General features: G+C 42.8%; 10 protein-coding genes and 1 pseudogene. 6 read left to right on the top strand and 5 right to left on the bottom strand.

From position 1 onward, the window contains the following. Window positions 1-94: 94 nt before the first annotated feature. The 4 genes from BLO53_RS12195 to BLO53_RS12180 all read left to right on the top strand — a co-directional run bounded on the left by BLO53_RS12195 (window position 95) and on the right by BLO53_RS12180 (window position 6,708). The gene (locus BLO53_RS12195) at window positions 95-748 is read left to right on the top strand and encodes an HAD family hydrolase (protein WP_092062034.1); all 654 of its coding nucleotides are present in this window, start codon (window positions 95-97) and stop codon (window positions 746-748) included. A gap of 94 nt (window positions 749-842) precedes the next feature. Continuing rightward, window positions 843-1,088, top strand: a complete 246-nt coding sequence (locus tag BLO53_RS12190) for a GIY-YIG nuclease family protein (RefSeq protein ID WP_092062031.1) — start codon at window positions 843-845, stop codon at window positions 1,086-1,088. A gap of 50 nt (window positions 1,089-1,138) precedes the next feature. Further along, window positions 1,139-1,558, top strand: coding sequence for a hypothetical protein (locus tag BLO53_RS12185; protein WP_092062029.1), 420 nt, complete (start codon window positions 1,139-1,141; stop codon window positions 1,556-1,558). A 14-nt stretch (window positions 1,559-1,572) separates the two neighbouring features. Next, window positions 1,573-6,708, top strand: coding sequence for a DUF4132 domain-containing protein (locus tag BLO53_RS12180; RefSeq protein ID WP_092062026.1), 5,136 nt, complete (start codon window positions 1,573-1,575; stop codon window positions 6,706-6,708). A gap of 56 nt (window positions 6,709-6,764) precedes the next feature. On the opposite strand, the gene BLO53_RS12175 is transcribed toward BLO53_RS12180, so the two are convergent. The 3 genes from BLO53_RS12175 to BLO53_RS12165 all read right to left on the bottom strand — a co-directional run bounded on the left by BLO53_RS12175 (window position 6,765) and on the right by BLO53_RS12165 (window position 10,338). Then, window positions 6,765-7,721 carry a hypothetical protein gene (locus BLO53_RS12175; protein ID WP_092062023.1) on the bottom strand — a complete coding sequence of 319 codons (957 nt, stop codon included), beginning with the start codon at window positions 7,719-7,721 and terminating at the stop codon, window positions 6,765-6,767. Between the two features lie 98 nt (window positions 7,722-7,819). Beyond that, complete coding sequence (locus tag BLO53_RS12170) at window positions 7,820-8,806, bottom strand: diaminopimelate dehydrogenase (RefSeq protein WP_092062020.1); 987 nt, start codon at window positions 8,804-8,806, stop codon at window positions 7,820-7,822. 167 nt (window positions 8,807-8,973) lie between these two features. Next, window positions 8,974-10,338: a glycoside hydrolase family 5 protein gene (locus BLO53_RS12165; protein WP_092062018.1), complete on the bottom strand. Its 1,365-nt coding sequence runs from the start codon at window positions 10,336-10,338 to the stop codon at window positions 8,974-8,976. Window positions 10,339-10,452: 114 nt separating this feature from the next. Between BLO53_RS12165 and BLO53_RS12160 the strand changes: the two genes are divergently transcribed. Next, window positions 10,453-11,025: a GNAT family N-acetyltransferase gene (locus BLO53_RS12160; protein WP_143003246.1), complete on the top strand. Its 573-nt coding sequence runs from the start codon at window positions 10,453-10,455 to the stop codon at window positions 11,023-11,025. A 328-nt stretch (window positions 11,026-11,353) separates the two neighbouring features. Here BLO53_RS12160 and BLO53_RS19865 read toward each other — a convergent pair whose 3' ends face one another. Continuing rightward, window positions 11,354-14,275 carry a carboxylesterase family protein gene (locus BLO53_RS19865; protein WP_330388903.1) on the bottom strand — a complete coding sequence of 974 codons (2,922 nt, stop codon included), beginning with the start codon at window positions 14,273-14,275 and terminating at the stop codon, window positions 11,354-11,356. A gap of 458 nt (window positions 14,276-14,733) precedes the next feature. Here BLO53_RS19865 and BLO53_RS12150 point away from each other — a divergent pair, with 458 nt between their 5' ends. Further along, the gene (locus BLO53_RS12150) at window positions 14,734-16,218 is read left to right on the top strand and encodes a glycoside hydrolase family 43 protein (protein ID WP_242875372.1); all 1,485 of its coding nucleotides are present in this window, start codon (window positions 14,734-14,736) and stop codon (window positions 16,216-16,218) included. A gap of 45 nt (window positions 16,219-16,263) precedes the next feature. Here the strand turns inward: BLO53_RS12150 and BLO53_RS19475 are convergent. Then, window positions 16,264-16,571, bottom strand: a pseudogene (locus tag BLO53_RS19475) (hypothetical protein); the annotation flags it as partial.

The following is a 16,571-nucleotide window of genomic DNA, read 5'->3' as shown; positions in this document are numbered from 1 at the left end:
AAAAAGCAAGAATTTGCATGATAGGCATGCGGTAGAATGATGCAAGAAAAAGAAAACAAGAAATATACATCACAAGTAACAGGAGAGGCAACGTATGAAATACAAATGTCTGGTCTTTGACCACGATGACACAACAGTAAACAGCACAGCGACCATTCATTACCCAAGTTTTGTTGAATACATGAAGAAATACCATCCGGAGATCAACTACACTTTGGAAGAGTATGTTAAGTACAACTTTTATCCAGGAGTATTAGAGTTCTTCAAGGACATGTGCGGGTTAAGCGATGAAGAGATGAAGGCAGAGGAAATATTCTGGTATGAATATGCCAAGAGTCATGTTGCCGATGCATTTCCAGGGATAAAAGAGATAATGGAGCGCCAGAAAGCTGAGGGTGGATATGTGGCTGTTGTTTCACACTCATATTCTGAGAATATTCTAAAGGACTACAAACACAATAATCTTCCTGATCCTGACATCATCTTTGGATGGGAGCAACCACTTGAAGAGCGCAAGCCAGCGCCTGTTCCAATTTACAGGATCATGGAAAAGTTCGGCCTTGAGAAAAAAGATATCCTGGTTATCGATGACTTAAAGCCTGGCCTTGATATGGCCAAGGCAGCAGGCGTTGATTTTGTTGCAGCCTGCTGGTGTTTTGATATTCCAGAAAATGAGAAGCACATGAAAGAAAACACTGACTACGTGTTCCACAATGTTGACGAGCTCTCGAAGTTTCTTTTTGACTAATTAGTAATATACAAGGTATTTTGGATGCGCAACAATACCTTGAGGGGATATGTATAATAGTTGGATGCTAAAGTTTGATAAAGAGGAAAGTTAAGTGAACTACACTTATATTCTTGAATGTGCAGATGGCACATATTATTGCGGATGGACCAACGATCTGGAAAAAAGAGTAAAGGTTCATAATGAAGGCAAGGGTGGCAAGTACACCAGAGCCAGACTTCCAGTGAAACTGGTTTATCATGAAGAGTTTGATACCAAGGAAGAGGCCATGAGCCGTGAATGGCATATCAAGCAGTTGTCCCGTAGGGGAAAAGAAAAGCTGATAAAAGGTGTCCAATAAACGGGCATCTTTTTTATTGACTAAAATAACTACAGTAAAGGGGAATTCCTATGGATATAAAGGTTAATATCAAACAGATCGGTAAAAAGAAAGCTAAGGTCAGTGCTATGCCTTTTAGTATAGAAAATCAGCCTCATACCGTAAGAGAACTAATCAAAGAGTGTGTTCACACCTGTGTTTCTGAGTATAACGACAGAGTAAGAAAGAGTGAACAGTATAGAACTTTGACTGAGGAAGATATTCAGGATATGAGTGAAGTTGGCAAGATTGCCTTTGGAATTAACTATGGAGGCAAAGAGGCTGATGAGAATAAAGCGCTGGAAAACGCAATTCAAAGCTATGAAGATGGACTGTATCGCATCTTTATTGGGGAAGAGGATGCCGGAGAAATAGAGTCAAGAATAGTTCTTGAAAAAAACAGTGAAGTGACCTTCATAAGGCTATCAATGTTATCCGGAAGAATGTGGTAAGGGAGAGAGTTGAAATGGGACAGATATCAAACGAAGAAAAAGACAGACTTTCCAAGTTGGGGAATGAGTATAATTTTAAGGAAAAGAGAAGGAAACAGGACTACCTAAAGACTCTTCCAAAGGAAGTTCAAAGTTTTTTGGAGCCTTACAGAAGCAGCTTTTTCGGCAATCCTATTGCTGTTGAACTTATAGAAGCGCTCAGAAAGAACCCAGAATACAAGCCATCAGAATTTGTTAAGACAAGGCTGCCTCAGCTATTTAATGGCTATTTGAATCCAGCCCACGCGGAACATATCTTCTATACTATCGATCACCTGCATGAGAGAATCTATTACCAAGGCTATTACAGAAGATCAATGCGATCTGCAGACCCGGAGATTATAGCCCTTACTGTTGGAGGGAAGCTTTCATATTTTGGCCGGTATGATCACATCTCTGACAATTTATGTGATTATCTGGAAGGAAAAACTTCAGACGAAATCCGCGGATATTACTACTATAACTATGATTCAGGTATGATGCTGAGCGACCTTATTGCCAAAGAAATCGATGATGGTAACACAAGACTCATACAAATAATCCAGGATAGTTTAAGCGGTGAAAGCGAAGTAGCAATAAGAAGAGCCTTTTTTGCAGGAATAATGAAGGCTCATGACAAGTCTTTATATGAGCTTTTGGGACGATTACTCGTTGCTGCTGGCCTTCAGGAGGGACTTAGGCAGTCAATTTGCGAGGAGATGGACTGCGGAACTACAGGGGCATTTACATATCTTTTGCAGATCATACGCGACAACAACTTCATAAGATTTTCAGCAGTCAAAAGATCTTTTGCGGTCTGGATGGGCTTTGGGATAGATGATGCATCAAAGCTCGACAGGGTTTTTGATAAAATTGCAGATTATACCTATGAGTGCCTTACTGATCAGACAAAGAGAGAAGAATACCTTAATTCTGAGGATTGCCTTAAAATCCATGTGGCCTTGTGGTCTCTTGGCTTTTATGAAGTAAACGACCTTATCAGTAAAGTTCAGGAGCTTATAAATACAGGTACCAGACACCAGATTCTTACTGCCTCTTATAGCCTCAGCCTTCTTAATAACAGCGCACTGGCTCATAGAACAGTTAAGCCTATTATAGAAAAATATCACGATGACATTGAGATAATGGCTGCATTTATGCGCTTTTTCATTAGTATTGTTGGTAGGGATATTACAGATGATAACAACGATGCTACAAGATTTTTTGACGACAAAGCTCAGGCGCAGCACTACTATGACATATTAAAAGAATCATATGAAAATTTCCCGGGAAAGAAAAAGACTTTTGATCCATTTATTTTCCCTTGGTACTCGGCAACAATTGAAAAATCTGACTATGTAATCAGACTTGCTTATCTGGCCAGGATCCTCGGTAAGACAGAGCTTGCTGATGAAGTGTGCGGAATGGTTCCAGATGCAGATGTTAACTACAGAGCCTATATTATTAAGGGGCTGTGTGCGAGCCCTAAAACTGAAATTCAGAGAAAGACATTGACAGCAGCTCTTTGTGACAAGTCCGATTATGTAAGAGGCGAAATAAGCAGGGTTATAGATGAAAATAAGGTACTTCTATCTGCAGATAATTACCTTCAGATGGAAGAAATGCTCAGATATAAATATGCTGATGCAAGACAGAATCTTATTAAACTCCTTTTGGAGCAGGATGACGATGCCCTTGAGAAGACCATTATAAGGCTTCCTGCAGACAAGAAGGAAGAAAAGAGATGTGCAGCTTTGGATATGATCCTCAATATTTCAGAGGATGTTGATCGAAAGGCCTTATTTGATAAATGCGCTCAGAGGGCAAAAGAACTGGACAGCCCCACTACCAAGGAGAAAATCCTTATAGATCGCATAAATCCAGGGGAAAATGATATAAATCCGCAGGGGACAGAAGTTCTTTTTACAGATAAGGATCAGTATGTTCCGGAGATTCCAGATGATAATTACATTAGAGAATGTGTCCGTACCTTTATGGATTACTTCCCGGATTCAGAAATTGGAAAGGCTCTTTATCCTCAGGACTATAAGGAAGGATTTCTAGATAAACTTAAGAGCACTCTTAGGGGCAATAATAGTAATGTAGCAGTAGAAACAGCCGATAATCTCAAGGCATTCGGAGACTTTATAAAGCTGCATGAAAATGACGAGTATGATAGACGCGGCGAGACAGTACTTGTGGGAGGAGATAGTAGTCTCTGGACCACTGATGAGGAAGGCCACAACGTTATTGCCTGTAGGGAGCTTTGGAAGGGATATTTTGATGCCAATATAGAGAGCCCACAGCAGTTTTTCAGAATGTATCTAATGGTTGAAATGCCTTACAAGTACGACCAGATTACTCCGGCATCCAGATTTATGGCAGACAGAATCTATGGAAGTAAGATGCTGGAACCGGTTGGAATCAATTATTCCGGTCATGCGAATCTGATCATTAAGAACCTTATGAAAGATTATGTACCACAGGCAGACCTGCAGAAGCTGGCTATAGCAGTGATGGCGTATTATGCCCGCGTGGTTAAAAAAGAAGAGCTATATGTAAAATACTACTCCAATGGAAGGCCTTTCTATAACAAGACCATGAGCAACGCTTATATCCAGCTTGTCCTGAATAATCTCGACAGAATGGACAGAGAAACCGTTGGTATTACCTTCCCTCTTGTTTTTGCCAACTATCTCAGGGCGGTTGACGCTTATCATGAAGAGGACGAAGCTAGCTACTACAAAGCTGGACGCTATTTCAGAAATAATTATGCTACATATCTAAGACCAGAGGCTAAGGTGACAATATTTGCCTGCTATTGCGGCCTTATTACCAAAGAGCAGATGTACAGCCTTTTGTTCGATGAGCATAACCTTGAAGATAGTCTTGAGTTTCTTACTTCTGCAGTATCCTTTATCAGGGAAAAGGAAAGACAGATAGCCTCAAGACGCCATTACGGTTCCTATAGAAAATCAGCAATAGGGAGAGAACTGGCCAACGAATCAGATGATAAGTTCCTTGAATTTATATCAGAAGTGTATGAGAAGGTAATTGACCAGATTCTGACTGTTGAGCTAAAAAGAGGCGATACTCCTACAATTTATTCAAACTATATTTGTAAGATTGAGAGAGTATATGGAGTCTCAACCTTTGTGGCAGTGCTTGCAGCCCTTGGAAAAGAGACATTGGAGAGATCTTCATACTATTCTTCTTCCAGTAAGAAGGGAGCTCTTTCAAGACTTCTCATGGTTTGCATTCCAGATCTTACGGATGATGCCAAGGCACTTGGAGAAAAGCTTAGAGGAACGGATATTTCAGATAAGAGACTTGTAGAAGCATCTCTTTATGCCCCGGAGTGGATCAGTATCGTTGGAGAATATCTTGGCTGGGAAGGGTATATTTCCGGATGCTACTACTTTACAGCCCATATGAACGAGTATCTTGATGAAAAGAAGAAAGCAATCATAGCCAGGTATACGCCACTTGAGCCAGACCAGTTAAGAAGCGGAGCCTTTGATGTTGACTGGTTTAAGAGCGTTTACAAGGAACTTGGTCAGGACAGATTTAATGTTATCTACGATGCAGCCAAGTATATCTCTGATGGAGGCAAGCATTCAAGAGCCCGCAAATACGCAGATGCAGTTTTGGGTAAATTTGAGGTAAAAGAGACAGAAGAGACAATCTCAGATAAGAGAAACAAGGATCTTCTCATGGCATATCCACTTATTCCGCTACAGGGAGAAGATGATATTTGTAATAGATATCTTTTCCTCCAGCAGTTCCTTAAAGAGAGCAAAAAGTTTGGATCTCAGAGAAGTGCCAGTGAAAAGACAGCAGTTGGGATCGCTATGCAGAATCTTTCCATCAATGCCGGGTACAGCGATGTGATGAGACTTACTCTCAGGATGGAAACAAAACTTGTAGAAAATATGAAGATACTTTTTGAGGAAAAAGAAGTAGGAGATGTAGCTGTTAAGCTTCTTGTAGATGATTGCGGAAATGTATCAATTTCTGTTATCAAGGGCGGTAAGACTTTAAAGTCTGTCCCTGCGGCCATCAAGAAAGATGAATATATCAAGACACTAACCGAAGCCAAGAAACAGCTAACAGATCAGTACAGGCGTACTCGTCAGATGTTTGAACAGTCCATGGAAGATAGGACCTTCTACTCTGTGGAGGAACTAGATGTCTTAAGGACCAATCCTGTAGTAGAGCCTTTGATCAGAAACCTTGTGTTTGTTTCTGAAAAGGATGACAAGGTCGGATTTTTAAAGGGAATAACTCTCACAGACTTTGCGGGAGAAGAAACTAAGCTCAAGAAAAAAGATAATGTGAGAATTGCTCACTCTTTTGATATTTACAAGGATGGACATCTTGCTGATTATCAGAAGCTTTTATTTGAAAAAGAGATAGTGCAGCCATTTAAGCAGGTATTTAGAGAGCTGTACGTAAAGACCCAGGAAGAGATGGATATGCCAGATAGCCGCAGATACGCAGGCAATCAGATTCAGCCGCAAAAGACAATCGCACTTCTAAAAACAAGGCGCTGGACTCCTGACATTGAGGATGGTATTCAGAAGGTTTACTACAAGGAGAACATTGTGGCAACTATCTATGCTCTTGCAGACTGGTTTTCTCCTTCTGATATAGAGGCGCCAACTCTTGAGTTTGTGGCATTTTATGATCGCAAGACTTACAAAGCTATAAAGATAAAAGATGTTCCAGACATTATTTTCTCAGAAGTTATGCGCGATGTGGACCTTGCTGTAAGCGTAGCCCACGCAGGTGGTGTTGACCCTGAGACAAGTCATTCAACAATAGAGATGAGAGCAGCTATTTTGGAATTTACACTTCCGCTTTTCAAGCTTTCAAATGTTACTGTTGAAAAGTCTCATGCACACATAGAAGGAAAGTATGGAAATTACACAGTACACCTTGGAAGTGGTGTTGTGCATAAGATGGGAGGAACTATGATAAATATCCTTCCGGTTCACTCACAGCATAGAGGAAAGCTTTTCCTTCCTTTTGCAGATGAGGATCCCAAGACTGCGGAGGTTATCACCAAAGTACTGTTCCTTGCTAATGACAGCAAGATAAAGGACCCAAGCATTCTTGATCAGATAAAATAATAAGAAAAAAGCGTTCCCTACCTGAAGTAAATACAAGCAGTGGAACGCTTTTTTCATTATGCTTTAAAAGCCATAGGTCTTGGCTTGTTGACCTGGATAACGTGCGCCTCCTGAAGATTTCTAAGAAGGAGGAGTCTTGCCTCGCCAACATATTCTGGCTTTATCATAAAGAAGCAGTAAGTCTCAATAAGAGAGAAGAGATTTGCAGTTCTTCCCTCAATCTTAAAGTTGCTGATTCCCATAGGAACATATTTTTCCCAGATAAGCTCAGGAGAAACAAAAGTGCAGTAGTCCTGGATAGTATAGAGATTGTTCTTGTCTCCGTATTCGCAGGTCCAGGGGATGATGTGCTTTCTCTTTTCCGGTGGAAGAAGCTTGTTCTCCCTCATGATCTCCTGGTTAAGAGCAATATTCTTGTAGTGGTCGCCGCGGCGTTTGCAGTTTGGAACACAGAGGGCGTTTATCAGAACCTCGAGCTTTTCCTTGTGCTGCAGACCCTCGATGAGATCCCACTGATTGTTCATATTGTAATCAAGGACAACGTATTTGTAGTCCTTCTCAAGCTCTTTATTAAGAGTCTCCACATCCCTGATTTCCTTGCAGGTTGTGGAATCTATCTTGTAGGAAGGGTAGTTCTTCCTGATGTATTCCTCGAGAATTGGGGAAAAGACAAGGACCTCGTTCTTGCCATTATCTCCAGCCTTCATGCAGAAATTACAGAATTCATCATCAAGATCTTCTTCCTTGATAAGCGGATTTGTGAAAGTGAAACGAACAGGAATTCCCTTGGCATTGATGCTGGCAATTACGTTCTTGACAAAGGCAGCATCGCACTGATCATCGGAAATCAGCCTTCCTCCGTTCCAAAGAGAAAATGGAAAGCAGCCAAAGAAAGATGCTATCTCCACACCTTCTCTGAAATAATGTGGATATTTCTCCAGCATGCTGAGCCAGAACATGTTCAGCGGAAAATTGTAACGAAGCCCCGGCAAGTGAAATTTAACTTTTGACATTGTATAACCTCCCAAAGATACATATCCACACAAGTATAGCAGTTTGGAACAAAAAAAGACACCCACGCATTTGCATGAGTGCCTTGAAAATTGCTAGATTACAGAAGATGAGCTCTAAGCTCTTCGCCGCTCTTGTCTGAAAGATATGCTGGTGGAATGTCAAGGATTGTCTTGCATCCTGTAGTGCCCTCAGCGTTCATTCTATGAGCTGCTCTTGCAACTGCAACAAGTACGCTTGTTGTGAACTCAGGGTTTGAATCAAGCTTTAAGCTGTATTCAATAATGTGATTGTGCTCCTTGTTGGCACCAGTCTTACCACTTCTGAATACGAATCCGCCATGAGCCATTCCGCTGTGGTTTGTAAGAAGCTCCTCTTCGCTGATGAAGTGAACTGTTGTGTCATAATCAGCAAAATAGTTTGGCATCTCCTTGATTTCTTTTTCTACTGCGGCAGCATCTGCGCCCTCTTCGAGAACTACAAAGCACTCTCTTGTGTGCTTCTGACGAGTTGTAAGTTCTGGATTCTCGCCATTTCTAACTGCTTCAAGGGCAGCAGGTACTGGAATTGTGTACTGCTTGGCATTCTTGACACCCTTGATACGACGGATCGCATCTGAGTGGCCCTGTGAAACGCCCTTGCCCCAGAATGTGTAATCATTTCCATCAGGAAGAATAGCATTTGAGTAAACTCTTGCAAGAGAGAACATTCCTGGATCCCAACCGCAGGAGATAACAGCAACCTTGCCAGCAGCCTTAGCTGAAGCATCAACGTTTGCAAAGTGCTCAGGAATTCTTGCGTGTGTATCGAAACTGTCAGCTACATTGAAAAGCTTAGCATATTCTGGTGTCTGAGTTGGAAGATCTGTTGCGCTTCCTCCGCAGAGGATCATAACATCAATCTTGTCCTTCCAGTCAGCTACATCTGCAACTGAAACTACAGGAACACCTGCTGTCTGTATTGTGAGAGAAGAAGGATCTCTTCTTGTGAACACTGCTACAAGTTCCATATCTGGAGCAGCCTTAACAGCAAGCTCAACGCCTCTTCCCAAGTTACCATAACCTAAAATTCCAATTCTTGTACTCATTTGAATCCTCCTGTATAAGACATATTTCGTAAAAGAGCTATGCCCTTAGAATTACTATTGGCTAGTTGTTTCTCTATGCTAACAACTCCAAATTATAGAGATTATAACACAAAATTTTTTCTGTAAAAAGAATTTTATGTGATTGAATTGCTCAAGTAGCACATTTATCAGCCATTTGCCTTGGAATAGCTTTCCTTTATGATGGTATCAACAACCTCTTCCCTGTACCAGGTAAGGTTTCTGCGGTTAAAGATTGAAAACTTCTCGCCCTGCTGGTCATAGATTCCATTATCCCACCAGAAACAAGGAATTCCATAATCAGTAGCCTTTGAAACGTAGACCTCAGCCCACTTTCTGACTTCCTCAGTATTCTCATCCTTATTAACTGCGCCGTACTCTGTGAGGAGAACAGGAATACCTTTTTGCAGGAAATTCTTATCAAGCGCGATCATAAGCTGGAAGATTTCCTTATTCTGACTTCCGTCCCACTTAAAGAGCTCCCAACTCTCGCCATTTGCGTAGGTGAAGGCATATGGAGTGTAGGCATGGATTGCTACAGCAATATGCTCATCTTCGGGAATATAAATGTCTTTTAACGCCTCTGGTACTGAGGAATCGGCATAGGTAGTTACAAGTAGGAGACGAAGCTCGTTGTTGCCGCCAGTTGCACGAACAGTGTCCACAAAAGACTTATTTAAGCGGTTAACATATTCTCTTTCCTCGGGAGTTCCGCCGCTCCATTCACTTGCGCTTCCCTTAGTTCTAGGCTCATTCAAGCCTTCGAAGACAAGATGATCGCCATAATCCTTGAAACGCTCTGCAACTTGCTTCCAGATTGCAATGTTCTCTGCATCCACAGCTTCTATGTGCTCAGCGTCAGGAATTCTCCAAAATTCCTCGTGGTGAGAATCAATAAGGACATACATGCCATCATCAAGTGCGTAGTTTACAACTTCCTCAACCCTGTCCATCCACTCAGGATCAATTGTATAATCTGGAGCTTCCCCTACATGATTTCCCCATGTGATAGGAATACGTATGGAATCAAAGCCCTTTTCGCAGACTGCATCAATCTGCTCTTTTGTAACCTTGGGATTCCCCCAGCTTGTCTCTGACGCAAGACCGCTTGCGCTAGTTGCTTCCAGCGTATTTCCAAGATTCCAGCCTGCTGTCATCTCAGCTACAAGCTCTTTTGCAGAAATATCACGCATCTCATCGCTCCTTTCTGTAATTCCCTTAACCTGGTTAACCTCAGCATTGTTTGAATCTGATGAGCTCTCAATGGTAGAACTATCTGAACCATCCGAACTATCAGAGATGCTGGCGGTATTTGCCTCAGCGGAAGTCTGATCAGCTGCTCCAGCTTGCGTAGCAGAAGTTTCCTCACTTTTTATCCCAGTTTCTGAACCTGAAATTACAGATGAAGATGTAACTTCTTTTTCTGATGATGCCGCACCCCCAGCGCAGCCTGTAATAAGCCCTGCGACCATTATTGACGCCATTAATAGTGATACTAATTTTCTTTTAAACATACCTTCTCTCAACTTTCTTTATGTATATATACTAACTCTATATTTGAATACATTTTTGTTCAAGTATTATCTTTTTAGGCGGCAGGAATAATAACAAAAGTGCTAGCAGAAACATTGCCTGAAGTATATGATGGTGGAAGTGCAAAAGATAAAGATATTGCGGAGAGAAAAGATATGACTGAAGAAATAAACCTAGTAGAAGCAGACAATAAATATGCGGATGAAATTGCCGCTTACAGACAGGAGTTCCTTGATTGCGGTGATCATATGGATGGCTGCGGTTCCCTGCGTAAAGATGAAAACCCCTATGAGTATATTGAGAATTGTAAGAAACGAGCTGCAAAAGATGCACCTGCAGAGATTGGAGGCCATGCACAGCAGTTTTTGTGCGTAAGAAACGCTGATGATCACCTGCTTGGAATGAGCCAGTACAGATACGACGCTGATCCAAAGTTTCAGATTGGGTATTCAGTAAGACCCTGTGATAGGGGAAATGGATATGCAAAATGGATGCTCAGACAGCTCCTGTCATGGCTTGGGAATCAGGGTAAGACAGAGACAACTATCGCCTGCGAGCCTTCAAACCTTGCTAGTGAACACGTAATACTAAGCTGCGGTGGAAAACTCGTTGAAACCTGCAATTACAAAGGAATAGATCTGAAAGTATGGAACATTTCACTTACATAATCAAGCTGTAATATTCAGATTGTGGATATCTGAATAAATTTGAAGAAAAAACAGTTCTGCGGCGAGGCTGTCAGGGAAGGAATATGCAGAGTCAGGACGATTTTGGTTCTATGGAGGAAAGACCAATCCATCGTAAGTGCCTATGCACGTAACGATGGATTCTCTGGGCTTTCCGAAGTGCTCAGAACCATGAGTACTGACCTACATATTTCGACCTACAGCCCGCCGCAGAACGTCCGTTATCACAAACTCCCGCGTAGCCACCTGCAAACGCTTCCGCAGCCATGCACTTCCGCGTAGCCAATATACTCGCACGGCCAACACTACATCAGTGCAGCCACTCAACACTCTTAAGGGAGGCAGTTCCTGTGCCGCAATATGTCAGATACAAAGCGTGAACTCCAGATAGAGGCGCATCAAACCTGCACTCGTTAGACTCCCACATATTTGAATTTACACCGTGTATCCTGCCAAGAACCTCTCCGTCAATAGATGTTCTCACTTCAAAATCTCCGTCAAAGTAAGCCCTGGTCTTGATTCTAAGACCTGTTGCTCCCTTAACATCAAAATACTTAAAGCCAATAGTAGTGCCATCAACGATAGCCTTGATGTAGCCAGGATTTGCATCTCCATCAGCCCCTTCCTGAACTACCCTTGGCACAGATGGCTCAACATAAGCCACATGCTCTTTTGTAAAGATATTGCAGGCAATGTATGAAGGATACTCGCCAACATCTGAGAGAGGACCACCGTTAAGACCGCAGGATGTAATCTCAACCTGCTTGATAGAACCATCTGCCTCGAAGTGGATTTTCTCAGCGCAGCCCTGACGGCTAAACCAGGTTCCATTTGTGTGTCTATGGTAAAAGATATACCATTCTCCACCAATCTCAACAATACTTCCGTGGTTGTTAGCACCATATGCAGTTGCATCTGCGGCTTTTTTGTAGCTGTCAATTCCGCGGTCACAGTTGGAAACAATAACTCCGCCATACTTGTAAGGGCCAAGAGGATCCTTGGAAGTTGCGTAGCACAGCTCATGGCAAACTTCAGAAGAATAGATGAAGTAGTAGGTATCATCATGTTTTCTGATAGAAGGAGCCTCAAAGAAAGCATGGTTCTCATATCCTGTTCCCTGGCTATAGCAGTTACCTGGTGCTACAAACTCAGGAGCTCTCTTGATTGTAAGCATATCCTTATCAAGCACAGTCAACATAGCGCCATGTCTAGACTCATCGCCCTGTCCACAGAAGCCAGTGAAAAGATAAGTCGTATCCCCTTCAGTAAGTACACCTGGGTCAAACTGTGGCTCATCACCCTCTTTTTCTCCGAGTCTTGTTCCATCCTCATAATGTACATAGCCGTAGAATTTAAATGGCCCATTAGGAGTATCGCTGACAGCAACTGAAACAACACAGACTCTGTCAAGAACATAGTAGAGATAGAAACGTCCATCAGGACCAACTGTCAGGTCAGGAGCATATAGACACATGCGGCCTTCCTTGTTCAGAGGATCTGCAGTCTTTGGATAAATAACACCTTCATAGTGCCAGTTTCCAAGATCATCAATTGGTGCTGACCAGGTCACATAATCTCCAAGGCAGAAGGTTTCGCCCTGCCACAGATCGTGAGAGCCATATACATAAACCCTATTATTAAATACGTAAGGCTCGCCATCAGGAATATATTCCCAAGATGGAAGATAAGGGTTAACAGCCTGCTTTTTGCTGCCCTGTCTGATGCCACCCTCAAACTTAGGTCTTGCGCCATTTGTAAGAAATTCCATCTCATAACGGCTATCTGCCTTGTATGGAGCCCAGGCGGGGAGTGATGCCCTGTCGCGGCAGACGTAATCGATGCCTACTTTTTCTGGAGACAATTCATCTAAATTACAGCACTTAGCGTTTTCATCAAAGTCCCAGTCACTAACTGCACTTCTGTGAATATTGTCATACTCCTCACTTCTAAGAAGACCTGCGTTTCCGCCATCATTATTAGGATCTCCGGTCTTTATGAAGTTTGCGAAATAGTCACACATCTGTCTTGCAAGGTCAAAATGCTTGCCAGTGTAAGGACGAGTGCACTTATCAAGAGACCCAAAGAAGAACCACAGATCGCAGGAGTGGAAAGTGCCAGGATAGCTCTCGCCCTTGTATCCGTCTCCAGGAATCTCCGGATCAAATCTATAGTAAAAGAACTTCTGGGATGGCTCATTTTTGCTGGCTGCTTCGAAAACAGTCTTAACAGAAAGTTCAACGCTGTTTACACCTGCCATAGAAAACTCATCTGTAGTATTACCTGCAATAACAGGAACATCTGCGCACTTTCTGTCCATAAATAATTGAACAGGATCTCCTTCGCAGAAGAAACCATCCTGAATTGGGAACATTCTTGGATTTTCCTGTACAAAGCGGTTATAGCCATCAAATACTTCTTTAGAAGATAATTTTCTGGCCTCCTCTAAATCTTTTACCCCTAAAGATTTAAAGAACTTATCACCAAGCTCCTCTGCCTTTGTAAGATCAAGAGGCTTGAAAATATCATCCTTGGGGTCAGCAAGTCTTATGATACCTGAAAAAATAGCTGCGCCCTTTATAAGCTTCTCATTACCCTTGTGGGTCAGCTGGTGCATCACGCTAGATCCTCCAGCAGACTGACCGGCGATAGTGATCTGATCAGGATTTCCGCCAAAGGCTGCAATGTTATCATGAACCCAGTTAAGGCCAGCACACTGATCCATAAGACCAAAGTTTGCTGGAGCAGTAGGAGCCTCTTTTGTAATATCCTTGTGAGCAAGGAAACCAAAGCAGTTGAGTCTGTACGCAACACTCACAACTACGATGCCGCGCTTTGCAAGCTGCTCCCCATTAAACTCCATCTCTGCTGTATATCCCCACTGGAAGCCACCGCCGAAGTACCATACCAGAACTGGAAGCTTTTCACCTTCTCTTTTGGCAGGGGTCCAGATATTAAGGTAAAGACAGTCCTCTGACAGCTCAACCTCAGGATCAACATGCCATTCTCTGCAGTAAATATCTGTGCCCATACCAGGCCTGTCCTGATAAGAAATAGGACCAAAATTGTTGCACTCTAAAACTCCGTCCCAGTCCTTGCAGGGCTGTGGGGCGCGCCATCTGTTTTCTCCAACTGGCGGAGCAGCAAATGGAATCCCCTTAAATACAGTAATTCTTGGATCGGTTCCGGCAAGGCCGCGGACCTTACCATTTTTTACAGTCGTTTCTCTAAGCATTTTTTACCCTCTCCCAACAAATTATTTTGCTATATTCAGTTTTGTATCTGAATTGTTTTATATTTCATCAGGTGTCGAAATACGCATTTAGCCACCTACTTTATTTATATCGTTTTCTGATGGCTACTATCCACCGAATTATTGCTACATATTCGTAAATCCGTGCTAAGTTTTATGAATTGGGTAATACGGAAGCCCCAATTCTTGCTACAAACAAACTAGTACTTGCTATCTTTTGGCATATCGCAATTTACGAGAAAAACATCGCAAATTTTTGGTGGCGAGGATAGTTCTTTTACCGTTATATTCTTGTACATCGTTTAACATCGTTCACAATACTAATCGGAGCGCTGATCGCGACTTTTGTTTTGGCCAGCGGGTGTGGAAAAATTCAGACTGCTGAAGCTGATACAGAAGTAGAAACAGTAGAATCAGTTGAAATGGAGAAAGAAACAAAAATGGCAGTAAATCCAGAGACAATTTTTGAAAATATCAAATTAAATAAGAGCGCAAAAGCAATAACTGACCATAACCCAGTCATGGTACAGCGCTTTGGAGCAGACCCCTACGCCCTTGCTTATGGCGGAAGAGTATACCTTTATATGACAGGTGACAAGCCATCCTACAATGCAGACGGTTCGTTAAAAGAAAACACTTATGGCAACATAAATACTATAAACGTGGTATCTTCTGATGACCTTGTAAACTGGACAGACCACGGAACTGTTTATGCTGCAGGAAATAACGGCGCAGCAAGCTGGGGACCAAACTCATGGGCACCTGCAGCTGCCTGGAAAAATATTGATGGCAAGGATAAGTTCTTTTTATATTTTGCAAATAATGGAAACGGCATCGGTGTTCTCTCATCAGATTCACCAGTAGGCCCATTCGTAGATGAGCTGGGACATCCCCTTATCTCCAGAGAAACCCCCAATTGCGCGGAGGTCACATGGCTTTTTGACCCGGCAATTCTCATGGATGATGACGGATCAGCCTATATCTACGTTGGCGGCGGAGTACCTTCCCCTGATAAGGCTGCAAACCCTGGAACAGCAAGAGTATGCAAGCTTGGTGATGACATGATGAGCCTTGAGGGCAATCCAATCCCCATCGAAAATGTGGATTACCTCTTCGAGGATTCAGGAATTAACAAAATCGATGGCGTTTACTATTATTCATATTGTTCAAACTTTAATGTAACACCAGAAGCTACCAAGGAACTGGGTTTTGAGTCTGGCGAGATCGTGACTATGAAGTCAGACAGCCCCATGGGACCTTTTGAGAGATGCAATCCCGTCCTCAAAAACCCTGAGAAGTTCTTTGGCCGCGGCGGTAATAACCACCACGCTATGTTTGAATTCGAGGGCCAGTACTACATAACCTATCATTCAAGAATCCTTGAGGAAGGCCTTGGAATGGACGGCGGCTACCGCAGCACAAATGTTAACAAACTCGTCCTCAATGACAAGAATGAGCCCTCAGCAAGCATTGGAACTAAGAGCGGCGTAGAGCAGCTGCGTCCGCTTGACCCTTACAAAGAGGTTAAGGCGGTAACTCTTTCAAATGCTTCTATGGGAATAAAGACCAAACAGTACGGAGAAAGCGCTAAAAAGTGTGGCTCTGGAGATATGATCCTCTGCGGAATAGCAGACGGTGAGTGGACAAGCGTTAGCTGTGCTGATTTTGGAACTGCTGGGGCAAAAGAGATTTCTTTTACCATTGATGTAAAAGAAACAGCTGCAGACAGTGACCTTCGCGGAGCAATCAAAGTTTGCCTTGATAGCCCATCTGGAGAAGCAGTTGGTTACGCAGTTATACCAAATGAGAAAGCAGAAGGACTTGAGGTTAAAGCTCAGTTTCCTGAGACTATAACAGGACAGCATAACGTATACTTCATCTACGCCGGAGAAGGCTACGAAGTATATTCCTGGATTGTGAGATGAAGAAAAAGAGAGAATTATTAAATAAAAGTTTCCCAATCTGCCGGACTATAGATTTCCGGCAGAAGGGTTAGCTTCCTTTCTTGGGCGACCACGTGGCCGCTTGGGTTTTATTTCAACTTGATCCTTTGGCTTCGGCTTTCGCCCGCGTTTCTTAGGCTCAGGCTTTGGAGCCGGCTTTGAAAGCCCAAGAGCTTCGAGCTCTTCCATTGCGGTTTGTATTGTGTGCACCCAAAACCCGTCAGCGGATGATGGCTCTGCAGGTGCATCCGCCCTACGCCATGCTGATGAAAGATCATCCATGAGTTCACCATAGGACATCTGTTTCAGAAGTCCAGCATTTTCGGCTTTGCGGA

This window comes from Butyrivibrio sp. INlla14 (assembly GCF_900102515.1).
Taxonomy (GTDB): domain Bacteria; phylum Bacillota; class Clostridia; order Lachnospirales; family Lachnospiraceae; genus Butyrivibrio.
The sequence above is the reverse complement of the archived record's forward strand: the minus strand, read 5'-3'. Positions and strand labels throughout refer to the sequence as shown.